The sequence below is a fragment of the Nocardia sp. NPDC058058 genome (assembly GCF_042885355.1).
GTDB lineage: Bacteria > Actinomycetota > Actinomycetes > Mycobacteriales > Mycobacteriaceae > Nocardia.
Genome location: NZ_JBHVSA010000001.1, coordinates 712,533 through 732,597, shown reverse-complemented (window position 1 = coordinate 732,597; position 20,065 = coordinate 712,533). Strand labels below are relative to the sequence as shown.

Sequence of the window (20,065 nt, the reverse complement as noted above, 5' to 3'; positions counted from 1 at the left end):
ATCCGGACACGCGTTACTCCTCATCTATGAAATGACATGTCGACTTGTGAAGCATGCACGATTCACTTTGGTTGGTGAGTGTTTTTCGAGAGAAAAGCATCGCCTGTCGACTGGCGCAACAAGTAGAACCTGTTTCAGCTGGGGTTATTTGAGAACAGGTTAGGAGTGAGGTATCTCACAAGATCTAGCCGGAGGAGGCTGACGAACCCGCCCAGGCGGCGAAGGCGCCGGGGTTGCGGGTTTGCAGCAGGACTCGGCCGGGGCCGACGAAGTCGAAGACGAAGCCTTCGCCGGATTTGAGGGATTGCAGCGAGCGGCCGGAGACGGCCCGGCGGATGGTGAAGTTCATGGCGAGGTCGTAGGCGACGACGTGACCGGTGTCGATGGTGACGGGTTCGCCGGGGGCGAGGTCGATGACGTCGATGGCTCCGAAGACGCCGAGCACCACGTCGCCGTCGCCGTGCGCGCGCAGGCCGAAACCGCCCTCACCGCCGAAGAGATTGGCCAGACCACCCCATTTGGCCTCGACGGTGACCGCGTGCGAATTGGCGATCCAGCCGCCGCGGCTGATGAAGTACGGGCGGTCCTGGGTGATGGGGAGCGAGAGCATGTCACCGGGCAGTGCGGGCGCGACATCGACCCAGCCGCCCGCGGCGGGCGCGGTGAAAGTAGATACGAAGAACGATTCGCCCGCGAGCACCGACCGCTTGAGTCCGGCGATGATGCCGCCTTCGGCCTTGGCGGCCAAGGTAACTCCGGCGGAGTGCGCGACCATGGCACCGCTCTCCACCCGCATGGGCTCACCGCCCGCGAGGAAGCAACGGGCGATGGTCGACGACGGATTGTGCCGGAGTTGAACCTTCATGTGCGCCAAGTTAGCAGCGAAAACCCAGGGTGGGGGTGCGATCCCGGTGCGTTGGCGCGAGCAGTCCGGTGAACCACCCCCGCGCGTCGCCGAGAGGTGGAATGATGCCGACCGCATAGTCCGATCACTATGCGGTCCGAAGCGCAATCCGCGAATGAAGGAGATCCCGACCGGTGAATACCGAACCGCACGCGCAGACGCTCGATGGCGACACCGCCCGGCAGCCCCGCCGTATCCGCCGCGGACGCAAGGCGCTTCGGCGAGTCGGGCTGCTCGGGCTGACCATCGCGGTCGCCCTGCTGGTCACCGGACGGGCCCAGGCCGCCCCCGCGCCGCGGCTCGAGACCGCCCCGGGCTGCAATGCCGCCGCGAGCGGACAGCCGAACGGATTGCAGTGGCAGAGCGAACCGGGCATGACCGTCGACCAGAACGCCGCGTACACCGCGGATCTGGCCAGCAACTGCGGCACCATCACCGTCGCCCTGGACGCCGCGCGCGCACCGCATACCGTGAACTCCTTCGTATTCCTGGCCCAGCAGCAGTATTTCGATCACACCAAATGCCACCGTCTGACCACGCAGGGCATTTTCGTGCTCCAGTGCGGTGATCCGACGGCCACCGGCACCGGCGGCCCGGGCTACAAGTTCGGTGATGAGAACCTCGCGGGCGCAACCTATCCCGCGGGCACCCTGGCGATGGCCAACTCCGGCCCGAACACCAATGGCAGCCAGTTCTTCCTGGTGTACAAGGACTCCCAGCTGCCCCCGAACTACACCCCGTTCGGCAAGGTCACCGGCGGTCTGGACGTATTGCAGAACATCGCCGCCGCCGGTGTGACCGGTGGCGGCGGCGACGGTTCGCCCGCCGCCGAGGTCACCCTGGACACCGTCTCGGCGAACCGGAACTGACCGGATTCAGCCCAGCCGCAACATAGTCGGCCACTCGCGCGACCACGGTGCGCGCGGGTGGTCGCAGCGCCGAATGGTGATATCGCGGGTGACGCCCGGAATCCCCAGTCGCGCATCGGCTCTGCCGATATCGCTGACCTGCTCGCAGTGCGCGCGCGGTTCGCTGCCGTCCCCGCCCACCCAGATCACCGTGGTGGCATCGTCCGGCGGTGTACCGAAGTACCCGAATCCGCGGTTGGGACTGTAGACCGGCGGCAATCCGTGCTTGGCTCGATCCAGATCCAATGCGCTTGCCTGCCAATAGGAGTCGGTGATCACCACCGCGTGCTCACGTTCGGGTGCGGGCAGTCCCTGATAGGCCGCCTCGGTCGCCTGCGCCAATTCCTCCCACCCGAATCGCCCGTACACGCTCAAACTGGTCCAGGCATCCTGTTCGGAGGCAGCGGGTTTCACCTTCGATTCCGGTTGCAGCGGTAGCGTCAGCGCGACCAGCGCGACCGACACCACCACCAGCGCCGCGCCCACCCAGCGCCGCCGGCCCGCGATTCCGTGGCGGGTGGCGAAGACCGCACCGGCCGCCATCACCGCGGCATAGCAGCCGACCACGTAGTACGCGCGGCCGCCGGTGATCACGAAGGCGATGGTCAGCACGATCGGCACCAGCCCGAGGAACCGGTAGGCCCGCAGGTCGGGCATGCGCAGCAGCGCCACGATGCCGCCGAGCAGCAGTACCGCGCCCAGTACGCCCGCCGAGGCAAGGGCCATGGGCACGAACATCGCGCGCCCGCCGATATCGGCCTGTTCGGACGCCACCTGCGCACCCATGCCCAGCTGCGGCCAGCCGTGCCGGGCCTGCCAGATCAGACTCGGCACCATGGTCACCGCGACACCTGCCGCACCCGCCCACAGCACCGGGCGGCGCAGCAGCTCACGCGGCCCGAAGCACAGCACCCCGATGGCGATCGCACCCCAGAGGAACGGGACCAGCCATTTCACCTGAAGATCCAGTGCGGTCGCCAGCGCGGCCCACAGCAGCAGACTGTCCTGCCTGGTCCGCACCCAGCGGATCACCAGCCAGCTGATGAACACCCAGAACGCGGTGTCGATACTGTTGGTGGACAACTGGGTTCCCTGCACCAGCAGAAACGGCGAGGTGAGATAGGCCAGGGCGGTGAGCACCTGCGCCGCCCGGGAGCCGCCGAGTTCGCGGGCGATCAGCGCGCTCACCACCAGCGCCGCCACGGTCAGCAGCACCGACGGAATCCGCAGCGCCACCATCGATCCCGGCGCGAGCAGATCCATGAACCAGGCGATGGCGGGCACCAGCGGCCCCTGATCGGCGTAGCTCACCGCGAGCCGATGCCCGGCCGAGACGAAATACAGCTCGTCACCGAAGAATCCGTACTGACCGAGAGTGGCCAGTAGCGCCAGCGCGCCGATCGCGGCGATGGCGCTCACCCAGCCGAGCGCGAAGGGTGGTAGCTCGCGCGGCGACTCCTGCTGTGTCGCTTCGATATCCAGTGTTCTTGTCATTACTCCCCCGGTTTGCCCGTAGCCAGATCGAAAATGCGGCACACATGTGCCGCGTACGCACGCGCGTCGAAATCCGGTTCATTGATGACCCGTCCGCCGGTGCCGTCGATGGCATCGCGAATGGATTTGGCCATCAGGATCGGATCGAAGTCCCCGAACTCGCCCTCGCGCTGTCCTTCTCGCAGCATGTCCGCGATGGGCCGCAGGATCTCCCGCGCGCTCTCCACGTTCACGAACCGCGATTTGCCCTCGGCGTCACGCAGATTGACCACCACATCGGTCATGGCGGCCACATAGCGTTTATTGGCGGCGATGAATTCCAGATTGGATTCGATATAGGCCAGCACCTTGCCGCGCCAGCCCGGCGCGGCGCCGATGATCGGGGTCATGTACTCCGCCCCGGAGACGTACAGCTGGATGACCAGCTGCGTCATCAGGTCGTCCTTACCGTCGAAGTGGTAGGAGATGACCCCCTTGGAGATTCCGGCGTGCTTGGCGATCCGAGCCAGTGAGGCATTGCCGTAACCGAATTCGGAGATCACCTCGACCGCGGCGGCGATGATCTGCCGCCGCCGCGCCTCCTCGATGAACGACCTCGGCTGACCGTCTGGCTCATTTTCTGACCGCACGGCCACATTTTAGGACGGCTGGACAGTCGATGGGAAGCCCCTGAAATCAGGGGTGCCCGCCATCCCGCGCGTGAGCGCGGGACAGCGGGCACGATCAGGCCTGTGAGCGGGCTATTTACCGCCCTCTGTGAGGGTTACCGGCTGTGCGGTGTACCCGCTGCCGGTCACATCGAGCCCCTGCGACTTCAACAGGTCCAGGGCCTTGGTGGCGTATTCGGTCGTATAGGCGTCCGCGTCCGGATCCTTGGTGAGCACGGTCGCGCCCTCCTGATTGCGGGCGGTCTTGGCGATCGACACCGTGCGATCCCAGGCGGCCTTGTCCATCAGCCCGATACCGTTGGGCGAGGGCCAGATGAGCTTGTTGACCTCGGTGATCTGCCACTGCTGATGGCTCGCGCCGAGCGTGGATCCGGCGGCGACGGTGATATCGCGGCACTTGTCGACATTGTCGCGGCAGAACGCCCAGCCTTTGAGCGAGGCCGCGATGAACTTCACCGTCTGATCCGCGTACTTGGTGTCCTTCAACTTGGACGTATTGGCCCAGATCGCGTCCTGCAACATGGCCACGCCCTGGTCGTTCCAGTCCAGAGCCGCGAAATCGTCTGCGGTGTAGAGCTTTCCGGTGGCCGGGTTCTTGGTTTCCAGGAGCTGCGCGTACTCGTTGTACGACATCGCCTGTGCCGCATCGATATCGTGCGCGAGGAAGGCGTTCATATCGAACTGCTGCTGGACCAGCTTGACATCCTTGGCCGGGTCGATGCCCACCTTGGTCATCCCAGCGAAGAGCTCGAACTCATTGCCGTAGCCCCAGTTTCCGACCTTCTTACCGCGCAGATCGCCGGGGCCGTTGATACCGGCGTTCTTGAACGACACCTGTTTGGTGCCCGAGCGCTGGAAGATCTGCGCCACATCGGTGATGCCCGCGCCGGCTTCCCGCGAGGCGAGCGCCTTGGGCACCCACGCGATGGCGTAGTCGGCCTGCCCCTGCGCGAGCACGGTCTGCGGCACGATATCGGTTCCGCCGTCGAGGATTTCGACGTCCAAGCCCTGTTCCTTATAGAACCCCTGGTCGACGGCTGCCAGATATCCGGCGAACTGCCCCTGTTTGAACCACTGCAATTGCAGCTTCACCTTGGTCAGGCCGTCGGAGGTGGTGGTGCTGTCGGTGGTGCTGCACGCCGTCAGCGCTGCCAGGCCCAGCGCCGCGACGGCCAGACAGGCCCGGAAGCGGTATTTATGTGCGGTACTTCTCATTCGGATCTCCAGAGGGTGGTGCGGGGTCGGCGGGTGAGTTGTTCGAGCAGCAGGACCGCGGCCAGGAAGAGCAGACCCAGGACCATGGCGGCCACGACGTAGGCCCAGGCGCGGGGGTACGCGGTATTGGCCGCGGCCGAGGTGATGCGGCTGCCCAGGCCGTGCTGTAGACCGCCGAAGTATTCGGCGATGATGGCGGCGATGACCGCTCCCGGTGCGGCGATGCGCAGACCGGTGAACAGGTGCGGCAGCGCGGCGGGCAGTCGCACGGTGCGGGTGATCTGCCATCCGCTGGCGGCGTAGGCGGTCATGAGGTCGTGCTGCACGCGCGGGACCTGACGCAATCCCCGTGCGGTACTGACGAATACGGGAAAGAACACCACGATGGCGGCGACCAGTCGGCGCGGCAGATCGGTGGTGGTCGAGTACATGGAGTTCAGCAGCGGGGCCAGCGCCACGATGGGCACGGCCGCGGCGCCGGCGGCGAGCGCGCCGAGCAGACCGCCCACCACCTCGAAGCGCACGGCCAGCATGGCGGCGGCGATACCGAACCAGGCCCCCACGATCAGGCCGATGAGCGCATTGGTCCCGGTTGCCGTGGCGGCCTTGACGATCGCGTCGAAATTGCCGGTGAAGGCGTCGGCGATCGCGGACGGTGACGGCAGCAGGAACGAGGGCACCCCGGCCGCGACGGTGAGCACCTGCCAGAGCACGAGAATGGTTATGCCGAAGACCACCGGCGGCAGACCGGTTCGCAGCAGTCGAGTCACCGGATATCCCGTCCCGCAACGTAATCAGGGCCGGTGCCGTGGCCCGCGTGCAGCGCGGCGCGCACAGCCGCGACCGAGGCGAAGAAGGCGTCGCTGGAGCGCACATCGGTATCGGTATCGCGATCCCAGCTCCCGGTATCCAGGACGGCGGTGATGCGTCCGGGGCGCGGTGTCATGACCACGACGCGGTCGGACAGGAATACCGCCTCCGGAATCGAGTGCGTCACGAAAATGACCGCCGCGCCGGTCTCTTCGGCGATGCGCAGTAGTTCGCCCTGCATGCGTTCGCGCGTCATCTCGTCGAGCGCGCCGAACGGTTCGTCCATCAGCAGCAGTGGTGGTTTGCGAGCCAATGCCCGGGCGATGGCGACACGCTGCTGCATGCCACCGGACAGTTCGGCCGGATAGCGGCGCGCGAAGTCGGTGAGTCCGGTGATCTCCAGCAGTTCGGCGCTGCGGGCCCGGCGCTCGCGTTTGCCGATGCCGTGCAATTGCAGTGGGAGTTCGATGTTCTCCTGCACGGTCCGCCAGTCCAGCAGTCCGGCCTGCTGGAACGCGATGCCGTAGTCCTGGTCCAGCCGGGCCTGCCGCGCAGTCTTACCGTGCACCACAGCGGTTCCCGAGCTCGGCTGTTCCAGATCCGCGACAATGCGCAGCAGTGTGGACTTACCGCAGCCCGAAGGCCCGATGAGCGAGACGAATTCGCCCGCGGCGACGGTCAAGCTGATCTGTTCCAGCGCGGTCACCGCTCCGGCGGTGAATATCTTGCCCAGTCCGGACAGCTGTACCGCGGGCACGGAATCCGTTGTGGTCGATGGGTTTTCGGTTAGCGATGGTTCGACGGTCAACGGATATCTCCTGAAGAATGGCCGGGTCTGCTGTAGCGGCGCAGGGCGAACTCGGCCAGCCCGACCAGCGTGGTGAGCACCACCCCGAGCAGTGCCGCCGCGATGACCGCCGCGTAGAGCCGGGCCGCGTTACCGGTGGACTGCTGGGAGAACACGATGATCTGACGGCCGATCCCACCCGCGGTGCCGGTGGAGATCTCGGCCACCACCACCCCGATCACGGCCGCGGCCGCACCGAGTCGCAACGCGGGCAACAGGTACGGGACGGCGGCGGGCAGGCGCAGATGCAGCAGCGTGCGCCACCATCCGGCCGCACAGCTGTGCAGCAGTTCGACCGAAGCCTTGGCGGGCGACTGCAATCCGCGCAGCACGCCGATGGCGACGGGGAAGAACACCAGATACGCGGCGATCACCACGATGCTCATCCACGGTTTCCACGGCTGGCCCGCGATCACCACCCGTCCGCCCCAGCCCGCGACCAAAGGTGCCAGCGCGATGAGCGGAACCGTCTGGGAGACGATCACATACGGCAGCAGCCCACGCTCGACGACCGAGAACCGCTGCATGAGCACCGCCAGCGCGCTACCGACCACGGTGCCCAGCACGAGCGCCAGCAATGCCAGCCCGAGCGTGAATCCGGCGGTGTGCAGCAGGGTCGCGCCGACCGAACGCTTACCGTCCTTCTCTCCCAGCACCGTGAGCACCGCCCACACATGCGGCAGCGCCCCGTCGGAGGTGCGCGGCAGCACCCGCTGATCCCCGATGCTGACACCGTTCTCCGGCACCAGCGTCTTCACCAATTCCCATGCGGCGAGCAGCAATACGAAGGCGGCGATCGGATAGCCCAGACCGCGCACCGTGGCTCCACCGCGCCCGTTCCCGACGAGTCGAGGGCGCCGCGGTTCAGCGGCCGGTTCGAGCACCCCCGCCGCGCTCGCGGCGAGGGTCGATGATTCGGTCATATCTCACCTGCCTGGAGCATCCGCGCGAGACGAACCGGCGAACCATGGCGAGTCTCGCGCCGCCACAGTCGTTCTCATGAGGCACTCGCCGTCGCCGTCACCGGGTGCGCCAGGCGCGGCAGTACCGATTCGCCATAGGCTTCCAACGTCGAGGTCTTGGCGTCGTGTTGCAGATACACCGCGAACTGGTCGACCCCGAGGGCCTCGAGTTCCCGCAGCCGCACCAGGTGTTCATCGGGTGTGCCCAGCAGGCAGAACCGGTCCACGATGGCGTCGGGAACGAAGTCCGCGTGCGTATTACCCGCCCTGCCGTGCTGGTTGTAGTCGTAACCCTGCCTGCCCGCGATGTATTCGGTCAGCGCCGCCGGAATCTCGCTGTCCGCACCGTATTTGGCGACGATGTCCGCGACGTGATTGCCGACCATGCCGCCGAACCAACGGCATTGTTCGCGTGCGTGTTTGCGCCCCGCCTCGCTGCCGTCGGTGATGTACGCGGGCGCGGCCACGCAGATGGTCACCTCGGCGGGATCACGTCCGGCACGTTCGGCGGCGGCGCGTACCCGCGCGATGGTCCACGCGGTGATATCCGGATCCGCCAGCTGGAGAATGAAGCCGTCGGCCACCTCACCGGTGAGATCCAGTGCGCGCGGACCGTATCCGGCCACCCACACCGGCAGGCGGGACTCGCCCGCCCACGGCAATCGCACGGTGGTGTCACCGATCGTGACCGCACGCCCATTGCCGAGTTCCCGTATGACGCCGATGGATTCGCGCAGCGTCGCCAGATTCGACGGCCGCCCGCCCAGCGTGCGCACCGCCGAATCACCCCGTCCGATCCCGCAGATGGTGCGGTTGCCGAACATCTCGTTGAGCGTGGCGAAGGTCGAGGCGGTGACCGTCCAATCCCGGGTGGCCGGATTGGTCACCATCGGCCCGACCACGACTTTGCGGGTCACGGCCAGGATCTGGCTGTAGATGACGTACGGCTCCTGCCACAGCAGATGCGAGTCGAACGTCCACACGTGCGAGAACCCGTGCGTCTCGGCCACTCTCGCGAGTTCGACCACCCGGGACGCGGGCGGCGTGCATTGCAGCACCACTCCGATATCCATACCGCACACTCCCTTCGCGTCAGATGAGGTTCTGTGACAGTGCGCGTTTGACGAATCGCCCGTGCCCGGCCGCGCCCAGGTACTGCCCGGCATCGACGATCACGCGGCCGCGCGAGAGCACCGTGTCCACGTGGCCGTCGATCTCGAAGCCCTCGTAGGCGGAATAATCCATATTCATGTGATGGGTCTTGCCGACCCCGATGCTGGTGTGCCCGTTGGGGTCGTAGAGCACCACGTCCGCGTCCGCGCCGGGGCTGATGATGCCCTTGCGCGGGTACATGCCGAACATGCGCGCGGGTGTGGTGCAGCAGATCTCCACCCACTTCTCGAGCGAGATGCGGCCGTCCTTGACGCCCTGGAACATCAGATCCATCCGGTGTTCGACACCACCGATCCCATTGGGGATCTTGCTGAAATCCCCCAGCCCCAGCTCTTTCTGGCCCTTCATGCAGAACGGACAGTGATCGGTGGCGACATTGGCGACGTCACCGGTGCGGATGTACCGCCACAGCTCGTCCTGATGCCCTTCCTCGCGGGCGCGCAGCGGTGTCGAGCACACCCATTTCGCGCCCTCGAAACCCGGTGCGCCCAACTGTTCTTCGAGCGAGAGATACAGGTACTGCGGGCAGGTCTCCCCGAACACGTTCTGTCCCCTACCGCGTGCGGTGGCGATCTGTTCCAGGGCCTGTTTCGCCGAGACGTGCACGACGTACAGCGGTGCGCCGGTCACATTCGCCAGCATGATGGCGCGGTGGGTGGCCTCCTCCTCCAATTGCCAAGGGCGACTGGTGCCGTGGAAGTACGGTGCGGTGTCACCGCGCGCGATCGCCTGCTCCACGAGCACATCGATGGCGATTCCGTTCTCCGCGTGCATCATCAGCACCGCGCCCAGGTCACCGGCGGTCTGCATGGCGCGCAGGATCTGCCCGTCATCGGAGTAGAAGACGCCCGGATAGGCCATGAACAGTTTGAAACTGCTCACGCCCTCGGACACCAATTCGCTCATGCCCTTGAGGGATTCGGCATTCACGTCACCGATGATCTGATGGAAGCCGTAGTCGATGGCGCACTGCCCGGCGGCCTTCTGATGCCACAGCGCCAGGCTGTCCTGAACGCGCTCACCCGGTTTCTGGATGGCGAAGTCCACGAAGGTGGTGGTGCCGCCCCAGGCGGCGGCGCGACTGCCGGTCTCGAAGGTGTCCGAGGCCTCGGTCCCGCCGAACGGCATCTGCATATGCGTATGCGCGTCCACGCCACCGGGAATCACGTATTTACCGGTGGCGTCGATCACGGTGTCGGAGTTGGCGGCCAGGTCGGTGCCGAGCGCGGTCGACCCCGGTTGCACCACGGCCGCAATGGTTTCCCCGTCGATGAGCACGTCGAGGAGTTGGGATCCGGTGGGCGAGACCACCGTTCCGCCGTGAATGAATGTGCGCGTCATCAGGGGTTCACCAGCGGTCCGTAGGCGTCCGGGCGGCGATCGCGATAGAAGGCCCAGCGATCGCGCACCACCTTGATCAGATCCATATCGAGATCGCGCACCACCAGCTCCGGGCTGGTGTCCGAGGCGACCTCACCGACGAATTTGCCCTCGGGATCGACGAAATAGCTGGTGCCGTAGAAATCGTCATCGCCGAGTTCCTCGATGCCGACCCGGTTGATCGCACCGATGTAGTACTCGTTGGCCACCGCCGAGGCGGGCTGTTCCAACTTCCAGAGATAACTGGACAGCCCGCGCGAGGTGGCCGAGGGATTGAAGACGATCTCCGCGCCCGCCAGGCCCAGTGCCCGCCAGCCCTCCGGGAAATGCCGGTCGTAGCAGATGTAGACGCCGACCTTGCCGACCGCGGTATCGAACACCGGCCAGCCCGAATTGCCGGGGCGGAAGTAGAACTTCTCCCAGAACCCCTTGACCTGCGGAATGTGGTGCTTGCGGTATTTGCCGAGGTAGCTGCCGTCGGCGTCGATGACGGCCGCGGTGTTGTACAGCAGTCCCGACTGCTCCTGCTCGTACACCGGCAGCACCATCACCATGCCCAGCTCGCGCGCCAGCGCGGCGAACCGGTCCACCGTGGGGCCGGGCACGGATTCGGCGTAGTCATAGAACTTGGCATCCTGGACCTGGCAGAAATACGGCCCGTAGAACAGCTCCTGGAAGCAGATCACCTTCGCCCCGGCCGCAGCGGCCTGCCGCGCATAGTCCTCATGCGCCTTGATCATGGACTCTTTGTCGCCGGTCCAGTTCGTCTGGACCAGCGCAGCTCGAACGATTGCCATACTTTGTGATACTGCACCCGAAACGAATTTCGTTGTGTTACATGTTGACGGAAACAGTTTCGTGACCGTAAATCTTGGGGGCGGCACCGGTAACCCCGCATGCGTCCCCGCAGAATGGCAGTGTGACAACGGAACTCGGCCCCCCAGCCTCGGACGGCGCATCCCACGCCGACCCGGCCCCGGCCGGTCCGGAGGCGATCGAATTCCTGTCAGGGGTGCACGACCGCACCGCCGCGGGCATTGCCGCCGCCGTCAGCCGCCGTATCCGTTCCGGCGCGCTCACCCCCGGGACCCGGCTGCCCACCGTCCGCGAGGTCTCCCGCGCGCTGAAGGTCTCCCCCGCCACGGTGAATCAGGCCTGGCGCGCGCTGGCCGCGGCCGGGGCGATCGTGGCGCGTGGCCGCGCGGGCACCTTCGTGGCCACCCTCCCGCATCCGGCGCCGATCACCGCGGCGGGCCGCTACCAGCGCCTGCACTCGCACTCCGACAACAACTTTCGCATCGATCTGTCCCGTGGCGTCCCGGATCCGGCGCTGCTGCCCGATCTGACAGCGGCCCTGCGCGCGCTCGGCGGTGAGGACGCCATCGACGATCTGTCCGCCACCTACCTCGGCGAGGCCGTGCTCCCCGAGCTGGAAGCCACCGTGCGCGCGGACTGGCCGATGCGCGCCGAACGGTTCACCGTGCTGGACGGCGCGCTGGACGCCATCGACCGCCTGCTCACCGCGCATGTGCACCTCGGTGACGCGGTGCTGGTCGAGAATCCCTGCTTCCCGCCGTTCCTCGATCTGCTCGCCCGAATGGGCGCGCGCCCGATCCCGGTCGGCATGGACGAATCCGGGCCGCTCCCCGCCGAACTGGCCCAGGCCGCGCACCGGCATGCACCCACCGCGCTGCTGCTCCAGCCGCGCGCCCAAAATCCCACCGGCGCTTCCCTTTCCGCCGCACGCGTGCGCGAGATCGCCGAAATCCTCGCGGCCGCACCCCTGCTCATCATCGAGGACGACCACTCCGACGGTATCGCGCATTCCCCGATCCGCTCACTCGGCAGCCGACTACCCGACCGCACCGTGCACATCCGCTCCTATTCCAAATCGCACGGCGCGGACCTGCGCCTGGCCGTCGCGGGCGGCCCCGCCGCCTACCTCGATCCGATCATCGAACGCCGCATGCTCGGCCCCGGCTGGACCAGCCGCCTACTCCAGCGCGTCCTGCTACACATGCTCACCGACGACACCGCCCGCACCACGGTCGCCACCGCCCGCACCACCTACCGCGCCCGAGCCAACGCCCTCCGCAAAGCCCTGCACCACCGCGACCTCCCGGTCCCCCGCGGCGACGGCATCAACCTCTGGCTCCCCGTCATCGACGAGAACGCCGCCATGATCTCCCTCGCCGCCGCAGGCATCAAAGCCGCCCCCGGCGGCCCCTTCGAAGTCACCGACCACCCCCACACCGACCACCTCCGCCTCACCATCGCCACCCTGCACGACACCGAAATCGACCCCCTGGCAACCCGATTGGCGGTAGCCGCAGCCGCCGCCCCGGCCTATCGCCGCATTCGGCGCGGTTGAGCGCGGCGGTTCACAAGGGCACCCCGGGGAACCAGCGATCGACCAGTTCCTGACCGGACGCCCCGCCCCACGCCTCCAGCGTGCAGAAATTCCGTGCGGCATCGTCGAATTCGATGCGAAGTTTGCCGGTGCGCATTCGGTCGACCGACGTGTCCAGACCCGAACCGAGACCGGTACCGCTCCCCCAGACCATCCGGCCGCTACCCGAGGGCCGCACCCACTCTTGTTCGCCCGCAACGGAATCGGTCGGATTCACCGTGATCCGCCGAGGTGACCGATCCACCTCGCACTGTACGAACAGCCACATCACCGGGTCGCCGTTGCCATTGCACCGCAGCCCCGCGACCTCTCCGAGGGGAGCGTCCAGTTTCGCATCGCCGTAATCGGCTCCCATCGGGGCGCAGCGCATGGCCTGAAAGCCGCCGCCCAGCGGAGCCGAGGGCAGCAAGGTGGGAAACGCCCGGACCACGAAGTCGTACGCGCCCCACGATCGCACCGTGTCGACCGGAGCCGCACCGGTCGTGCTCGTGGCGGAAGCAGTCGGTGCCGCCGGGGAGGTGCCGAACCACTGCCGTGGCACAAGGACCGCACCGGCGGTGAGCGCCACCACCGCGGTCAGCGCCGCGAGCCCGACCGCCACCCGGGCCCGCCGGGACGATTCGCTCCACCGAGCCACGCCGGTCCGCACGGTCGAGCCGAGGACACCACCGCGCGCCCCGCGCCCGGCGACCTCGCCGTCCAGGGCAGCGGCGGCGGCCCGCGCGAGTGCCCCGGCCGAGTCATAGCGCCGTCGCGGCTGTTTGGCCAGGGCGCGCGCGATCACCGCGTCGATGGCCACCGGCAGGCCCGGTGCGCGCTGGGATGGGCGCGGCGGCGCGTCCCGCAGTTGCGCGCGGATCAGCGCGGCCGGGCTGGACGCCGGGTACGGCTTCGTGCCGGTCAGCAATTCGAACAGCGTGCACCCCAGCCCGTACACGTCGGCGCGCTGGTCCGCCTCCGCACCGGCCAGTAATTCCGGTGCGGCGTAATCCAATCCGGCCAGCATCGTCCCGGCCACGGTCAGCGCTTCGGTCTCGGTCATGGACCGGGCCACCCCGAAATCCGAGATGTAGGCCGAATCCATTTCCTCGGAACGGGATTCGACCAGAATGTTCCCCGGCTTCACATCGCGGTGCACCAGTCCGGCCCGATGCGCGGCGTCGAGGCCGCGCGCCACCTCGGTCACGATCCGCACCACGCGGGCCACCGGTAGTCCCCCGGGGTGACGACGTATCAACTCCCCGGCGTCGACCCCGTCGACGTACGCCATGGCCAGCCACAGACAGCCGCGCTCGACACCGCGATCGTAGGCCCGCACGACATTCGGATGTTCCAGGCGGGCAATCAGTTCCGCCTCGCGCACGAAGCGCGCGGTGAACTCGAAATCACCACTCGGCGGCAGCACCTTGAGGACGTCACGCCTCGGCAGTCGCGGATGTGCGGCCAGGTACACGCGCCCGCGCGTCCCCTCGGCGAGGACGCGTTCGATGCGATACCCGGCGAACACCTCTCCGGGGGCGGGCAGTGCGGTCATTCAATCGCCATTCACGAGCAGGCCGTATTGCGCGGCCAGCCGTTGCCGCAGATCGGTCATGTCCGGACCGATCAGCATGGCCTGATACCGCCCGGACAACAGCCGGCAGGCGTACCGCAGATGGAAGGTGGAGTCCCCGCCGACGCCCTCCCCGCAGTAGACATCCGGCACCCCCACCGGTCCCGGCACCGAGCGCACATCCTTGCCCGCGGCGTACTCGCGCACCACTTTCTCGAAGGCGTCGCGCGCCGAGGTCGCCGACGAATACCGGGTCAGGGCGGTCAATCCATTCACCGCCTGCAACTCGATACCGGTATCGCGCCGGACCCGGTTGCTCCACAGGCTCGCCGCACGCGGGCCATAGACCACACCCTCACCCCGCACCACTGCCGACCAACCGGCATTCCGCTGCGGCGTGGTCGACACCACGATCGGATACGGCCAGCGCCCCGGCGCCTCGGGCACGATGCGCGCGAGCATGCCTTCGCGGTCGATGGGCAGGCGAGCCAGCTGATCTCGCGGCGTCACCGTGAATTCGCGAAGCCGGGGCAGTTCTTTGTCGAAAGTACTGCGCGCCAACAGCGTCAGCACCGCCGCGTCCGCCACGGTGTCTCCGAGGTACAGGTTCACGACGAAAACGCCGTCGGCGAGGCTGGCGGCGGCGGTCGGCACACCTGGACGCCAATGCGCGTGCGCGGCAGGATAGTCCGGAATCGTCAAGGCGGTGTTCGCCGAATTGACAGCGACATCGGCGGCATCGATATCGCGGGCGGCGCGCTGGGCCGCGTCCGGATCCGGGAACCGCATGATGAGCAGGGACAACAGCCGGGCCGATCCCACCGCGGGCGTGAAACCGGCGGCGGGCACCGTGCCGCCCACCGCCGCGCCCGCCAGCAACCCCTCGCGCTCGAGCACCGCGCGCACCGGGGCGGCCAACAGCGACGCGGCTTTGGCGGGCGTCGGCATCAGATGTACGCCATTGGGCCCGAGCTGGCCGGTCAGCGCCGGATCCGCCTCGGCCGGGTCGATCAACGCCTCTGCCAGCCGGGTGGATTCGATCACCCGGCCGTACTGTTCATTGCCCGGGGGCTCCCGCAGCCGTCGAATGCCGAACGCGCCCACATCCATTGCCGCCGGATCGGGATACTGCGCCACCGGCGTACCCGGCACCGTGCACCCGGCCGCGAGCAGTATCGCGGCGAGCGCCGCCGAGGGCCGAAGGTAACGAAATATGCTGTCAGAAAGGCGCATTCGGCCACCATCCGGTGCGCAGCTCGGCACCCGTCGCGGTATTCCCGAACAGCTCCAGTCGACAGAAATTGCGACCGGGATCATCGAAATACACGTCCAGCACCCCCACGCCCTTGTTGTCGAGCACCGTGCCGGTGTCGACCAGCACACCGGTACCCCAGAACAGGTGCCCCGAACCCGAAGGGCGAGTCCAGCGCTCATCACCTTCGGCTACCGCGATGCCGAAATCCGGTGAGATGGGCGACCTGTCGGCGTTACAGGTGACGAACAGCGAGAAAACCGGATCGGAATTGCCGACGCAGTACAGTTCGCCCACCGCAACCGGAGTCGTCCAGGAATCGGTGCCGGATCCACCGATCGGAATGCAGCCGGTGAGCTCCTGGTAGCCGCTGCCGTACGGCGTGGGCGGCAACAGATCCGGAAAGGTCCGGGCGATATAGGCGTAGTCGCCCCAGTAGGCGGGATCGATCGTGCCGGTCATCGGCTGTGCCAGTACCGGGGCGGAGTCCACGGGATCCGAGCAGAGGCGCACGGCCAGCACACCCACCAGCAGCGCCGAGACCGCAAGTGCCGCCGCTACTTCGATCCGCCGCCGACCCACCGGACGACGTGGCCACAGCCGCCTCCGGCGCGGGCCGCTCGGCTCACCCGGGACACCGGCGAGTGCCGCCGCGGCGGCACTGGCCAGCGCGCCGCAACTCGGGAACCGGTCATGGGGCCGCTTGGCCATGGCACGGCGCACCACGACATCGAATCCCCTGGGCAGCGCCGGATTCAGCGCCGATGGCAGGGGCGGCTCCTCATGCATATGCGCGTACATCAGCGAACCCGGAGCGGTGCGCACGAACGGCAATGACCCGGTCAGCATCTGAAAGAGCGTGCAGCCCAGCGCATAGACGTCCACCCGATGATCGATCCGATCATCGTCGAGCTGCTCGGGGGCGGCATACGCCAGGGTTCCGGTGAAACCACCGGCGGCGATCGCGGCCGCGTCCTCGGCCGCACTGGAGATGCCGAAATCCGTGACCAGGACGCGATCCGGCTGATCCGGCCGCTCGTCGACAAGTATGTTGGCGGGCTTCACATCCCGATGCACCAGACCGGCGCGATGCAGCTCATCCAGACCGCGCGCCGCCTCGGTCAGCACATGGACGATGCGCTCGACCGGCATGGGGCCGCGGCGAATCACATCGGCCAGATTGACCCCGGCCACGTACTGCATGGCGATCCAGAGCCGGCCGTCCTGTTCGCCCCGGTCGTGCACCGCCACCAGATTCGGATGCCGCACGCGCGCGGCGATTTCCGCCTCGCGCAGGAAGCCGGCCCGGAATCCCGCGCCCGCCGAACGTTCGGCGGAGAGCACCTTGAGTGCGTCACTGCGCGGTAGTCGCGGATGTTTCGCCAGGTAGACCGTCCCCATGCCGCCGGTACCCAGCGGACGTTCGATCCGGTATCCGCCGAAAGAGGTACCCGCAGCGATATCCACCGGGTTCCCTCCCACACCGAACACTCCCCCTACCGCCTCGAACAGATTGCGCGGCAAAGGTTCCCGACGGACTATAACAGTGCCGGGCAGCACTCTCCGGGATCGGCGAATCAGGCCTGCAGAGCGGAGAGGATGGCGGGGCGGGCCTTCCAGAGTTCGGCTTCCCAGTACTTCCAGGTGTGGATGCCGGCGGCGGGGAAGTCGAAGGTGGCGGGGATGCCGAGGGAGTTCAGGCGGGTCTGGAAGGATCTGGTGTTGAGCAGGGCCACGGCTTCGATGCCCATGCTGACGCCGGTGTCGAAGACCTGGGCCACGCTGGCGGGGCGGTCGTCGGGGCCGGGGAGGGCGCTACCGGACGAGATGTACATGGGCAGGCCCTTGAGCTGGGGCGCGAAGACGAAGGGGTCCATGCGCAGCCAGGCGGGGCTCCAGGGGGCGGCCATGGCGTCGATGTTGTATGCGCCCCAGCGCAATACGGCCACCCGGACGGCTTCGCGCATACCGGGGGCGGAGATGTTCAGCGCCCCGGAGAAGGTGCCCGCGAATTTGAACTGGTCGCGGTGGAAGGCGGCGAGCATGAGGGCGGCCCCGCCGCTCATGGACAGCCCGACCACGGCGTTATTGGTGCGGGAGACGCCGTAACCGGCGAGGAAGTCGGGAAGCTCCTTGGTGAGGAAGGTTTCCCAGCGGTAGGTGTACTTCTGGCCGTTGGTATTGCTGGCCGAGGCCCAGTCCGTATAGAAGCTGGACTGGCCGCCCACCGGCATCACCAGGGTGACATCGTCATCGCCGAACTGTTGCAGGGCATTGGTTTCGAAGGACCAGGCGTTGCGATCATCCCGGGCCGCCATACCGTCGAGCAGGTACAGGGCCGAGCCGCCACCGCGCTTGGCCCACTGCACCTGCACCTTGACCGGACCCATACTCGACGGAACCATCAGTTCCTCGAATCCACCGGCGGGAGCCCGATGCACCGGGCCGAACGCCGGTGCGGCCAGGGCCGTCACCGGCGAGGCCACCGCGGCCGCCAAGGGAATGGCCAATGCCGCAGCGCCTATCGCGAGCAGACGTGTGGAATCGAAACGCATCAGGATGTCCCCTCCAGGTGCCCATCAACCGGTAGCGCAGCGAAATACCCTGCACACCAGCACAACTCATTCGACGATCCCCCGACAGTCGAGATAGACCGTATGCCACACCCGGAGTTATGACAACACGAACATCACGATGCAACCTTTGCCGGGCGGCGGCTAGGCCACCGCCAGCACCTCGTCCCGGGCGAGCAGATCGGCGTAGAAACCGTTGCGCGCCAGCAGTTCCGCGTGCGTACCGCGTTCCACGACCCGGCCGTGGTCCAGCACCACGATCTGATCCGCATTGCGGATGGTGGATAGCCGGTGCGCGATGGTGATGGTGGTGCGGCCCTGCGACAGGGCGTCGATGGCGGCCTGCACCTCGCGTTCGGTGCGGGTGTCCAGGGCGCTGGTGGCCTCGTCCAGCACCAGGATCGGCGGATTGCGCAGGATCGCGCGCGCCACCGCCAGGCGCTGTTTCTCACCGCCGGAGAAGCGGTAGCCGCGTTCGCCGACCTTGGTGTCGTAGCCGTCGGGCAGCGCGGCGATGTGATCGTGGATCTGCGCGGCGCGGGCGGCGGCGTACAGCTCCTGGTCGGTGGCATCGGGTTTGGCGAAGCGCAGGTTCTCGGCGACCGAGGCGTGGAACAGGTAGGTCTCCTGCGAGACCACGCCGACGGTGGCGGACAGATCCGCGAAACTCAAGTCCCGCACGTCGATTCCGTCAACGGTGACGCTGCCCGTGCTCGCATCGTAGAGGCGCGCGGCCAGATAGCCGAGAGTCGTCTTGCCCGAACCGGTTTCACCGACGATCGCCAGGCTGGTCCCGGCCGGAACGCTGATATCGATATCGTTCAGCACCTTCCGATCGGCGGGGTCGTAGGCGAACCCGACCCGGTCGAACCGCACCGCACCGGTCACACCCTTGGCGGGCAGCGCCACCGGATGCTCCGGTTCGGCGATATCGGGTCGCAGATCCAGGTATTCGAAGATGCGCCCGAACAGCGCCAGTGAACTCTGCACCTCCACACCGGTGGACAGCAGCATGACCGCGGGCCGTAACAGTCCGGCCTGCAAGGTGGTGAATGCCACCAGTGTGCCGATGGACACCAGCGGATGCCCGGCGGCGACGGTCAATCCGGCCGCCCAGTAGACGACCGCGGGCATGGCGGCCATGACGATGGTGATGGTCGACTGCCGCCACCGCCCCGCCATATTGGAGCGAATCTCCAAGTCCACCAATCCCCGGGACTCCCGGGAGAAGTCATCGACGAGCGCGGGCGAGCGACCCATGGTGCGGCCCAACAGGATTCCGCTGACCGACAGCGATTCCTCGACGATCGCGGACATCCCGGCGAGCTGCTTCTGCCGCTCCCCGGTGATGCGGCGGCGCTCGGAACCGACCTTGCGACTGATCCATACGAAGAACGGCAGCATGAGCAGCGAGACCAGGGTGAGCCGCCAGTCCAGCGCGAACATGGCGATCACGGCGGCGAACACCGAGGTGAAATTGGAGATCAGCGAGGTCGCGGTCGAGGTAACCGTCGATTGCATCCCGCCGATGTCATTGGCGAGGCGCGATTGCACCTCACCGGTGCGGGTCGCGGTGAAGAACGCGAGCGGCATGGACTGCAGTCGCGAGTAGACCGCGGTCCGCAGATCATGCATGACCTCCTGCCCGACCGCGGTCGAGAGATAGGTCTGCCAGACGCCGAACACGGCGGTCAGCGCGGCGACGGCGATCATGCCCGCCGCGAGCGCGGTCAACAGTCCGGTGCGACCGTCGGGCAGCGCGGTGTCGATGACCCCGCGCACCATGAACGGCGAGGCCAGTCCCACGATCGAGGACAGGCCGACCAGCACGCCGACGACGGCGAGCCGGGAACGATAGGGGTGGAACAGCCGGAGTATCCGGCGAAGTTCGGATCGGGCAGCCATAGGCGCCTCCTT

17 protein-coding genes are annotated in these 20,065 nt (G+C 67.2%); 2 read left to right on the top strand and 15 right to left on the bottom strand.

Annotated features, from left to right (window positions below):
- Positions 1-184 precede the first annotated feature (184 nt).
- Complete coding sequence (locus ACFVUS_RS03270; protein WP_387761541.1) at positions 185-865, bottom strand: TIGR00266 family protein; 681 nt, start codon at positions 863-865, stop codon at positions 185-187.
- A gap of 173 nt (positions 866-1,038) precedes the next feature.
- Here ACFVUS_RS03270 and ACFVUS_RS03265 point away from each other — a divergent pair, with 173 nt between their 5' ends.
- Positions 1,039-1,773: a peptidylprolyl isomerase gene (locus ACFVUS_RS03265; protein WP_387761540.1), complete on the top strand. Its 735-nt coding sequence runs from the start codon at positions 1,039-1,041 to the stop codon at positions 1,771-1,773.
- Positions 1,774-1,779: 6 nt separating this feature from the next.
- Here the strand turns inward: ACFVUS_RS03265 and ACFVUS_RS03260 are convergent, their stop codons facing one another.
- The 9 genes from ACFVUS_RS03260 to ACFVUS_RS03220 form a co-directional block, all read right to left on the bottom strand.
- Positions 1,780-3,306, bottom strand: coding sequence for an ArnT family glycosyltransferase (locus tag ACFVUS_RS03260; protein ID WP_387761539.1), 1,527 nt, complete (start codon positions 3,304-3,306; stop codon positions 1,780-1,782).
- Positions 3,306-3,935 (bottom strand): TetR/AcrR family transcriptional regulator, encoded by a 630-nt coding sequence (locus ACFVUS_RS03255; RefSeq protein ID WP_387761538.1) that lies wholly within the window; start codon positions 3,933-3,935, stop codon positions 3,306-3,308. The genes ACFVUS_RS03260 and ACFVUS_RS03255 overlap by 1 nt, the downstream gene beginning before the upstream one ends.
- Before the next feature lie 111 nt (positions 3,936-4,046).
- Positions 4,047-5,189 carry an ABC transporter substrate-binding protein gene (locus ACFVUS_RS03250; RefSeq protein ID WP_387761537.1) on the bottom strand — a complete coding sequence of 381 codons (1,143 nt, stop codon included), beginning with the start codon at positions 5,187-5,189 and terminating at the stop codon, positions 4,047-4,049.
- Positions 5,186-5,959, bottom strand: a complete 774-nt coding sequence (locus tag ACFVUS_RS03245; RefSeq protein ID WP_387761536.1) for an ABC transporter permease — start codon at positions 5,957-5,959, stop codon at positions 5,186-5,188. The genes ACFVUS_RS03250 and ACFVUS_RS03245 overlap by 4 nt, the downstream gene beginning before the upstream one ends.
- Positions 5,956-6,756, bottom strand: coding sequence for an ABC transporter ATP-binding protein (locus ACFVUS_RS03240; RefSeq protein WP_387761535.1), 801 nt, complete (start codon positions 6,754-6,756; stop codon positions 5,956-5,958). Before ACFVUS_RS03240 ends, ACFVUS_RS03245 begins: the two co-directional genes overlap by 4 nt.
- A 47-nt stretch (positions 6,757-6,803) precedes the next feature.
- A complete protein-coding gene (locus ACFVUS_RS03235; protein WP_387761534.1) occupies positions 6,804-7,769 on the bottom strand; it encodes an ABC transporter permease in 966 nt (321 codons plus the stop codon).
- Between the two features lie 74 nt (positions 7,770-7,843).
- On the bottom strand, positions 7,844-8,881 hold the full coding sequence (locus tag ACFVUS_RS03230) for a TIGR03842 family LLM class F420-dependent oxidoreductase (protein WP_387761533.1): 1,038 nt from the start codon (positions 8,879-8,881) through the stop codon (positions 7,844-7,846).
- A 19-nt stretch (positions 8,882-8,900) separates the two neighbouring features.
- Complete coding sequence (gene hydA, locus ACFVUS_RS03225; protein WP_387761532.1) at positions 8,901-10,322, bottom strand: dihydropyrimidinase; 1,422 nt, start codon at positions 10,320-10,322, stop codon at positions 8,901-8,903.
- Complete coding sequence (locus ACFVUS_RS03220; RefSeq protein WP_364633950.1) at positions 10,322-11,158, bottom strand: nitrilase-related carbon-nitrogen hydrolase; 837 nt, start codon at positions 11,156-11,158, stop codon at positions 10,322-10,324. Before ACFVUS_RS03220 ends, hydA begins: the two co-directional genes overlap by 1 nt.
- A gap of 122 nt (positions 11,159-11,280) precedes the next feature.
- Between ACFVUS_RS03220 and ACFVUS_RS03215 the strand changes: the two genes are divergently transcribed.
- Positions 11,281-12,732, top strand: coding sequence for a PLP-dependent aminotransferase family protein (locus tag ACFVUS_RS03215; RefSeq protein ID WP_387761531.1), 1,452 nt, complete (start codon positions 11,281-11,283; stop codon positions 12,730-12,732).
- Between the two features lie 10 nt (positions 12,733-12,742).
- On the opposite strand, the gene ACFVUS_RS03210 is transcribed toward ACFVUS_RS03215, so the two are convergent.
- The 5 genes from ACFVUS_RS03210 to ACFVUS_RS03190 all read right to left on the bottom strand — a co-directional run bounded on the left by ACFVUS_RS03210 (position 12,743) and on the right by ACFVUS_RS03190 (position 20,053).
- On the bottom strand, positions 12,743-14,305 hold the full coding sequence (locus tag ACFVUS_RS03210) for a serine/threonine-protein kinase (RefSeq protein ID WP_387761530.1): 1,563 nt from the start codon (positions 14,303-14,305) through the stop codon (positions 12,743-12,745).
- Positions 14,306-15,556 (bottom strand): hypothetical protein, encoded by a 1,251-nt coding sequence (locus tag ACFVUS_RS03205; RefSeq protein ID WP_387761529.1) that lies wholly within the window; start codon positions 15,554-15,556, stop codon positions 14,306-14,308. It abuts the gene before it with no gap.
- Positions 15,543-17,042, bottom strand: coding sequence for a serine/threonine-protein kinase (locus ACFVUS_RS03200; protein WP_387761528.1), 1,500 nt, complete (start codon positions 17,040-17,042; stop codon positions 15,543-15,545). The genes ACFVUS_RS03205 and ACFVUS_RS03200 overlap by 14 nt, the downstream gene beginning before the upstream one ends.
- A gap of 110 nt (positions 17,043-17,152) precedes the next feature.
- Positions 17,153-18,130: an alpha/beta hydrolase gene (locus tag ACFVUS_RS03195; protein ID WP_387761527.1), complete on the bottom strand. Its 978-nt coding sequence runs from the start codon at positions 18,128-18,130 to the stop codon at positions 17,153-17,155.
- 162 nt (positions 18,131-18,292) lie between these two features.
- A complete protein-coding gene (locus tag ACFVUS_RS03190) occupies positions 18,293-20,053 on the bottom strand; it encodes an ABC transporter ATP-binding protein (RefSeq protein WP_387761526.1) in 1,761 nt (586 codons plus the stop codon).
- Positions 20,054-20,065: the final 12 nt, after the last annotated feature.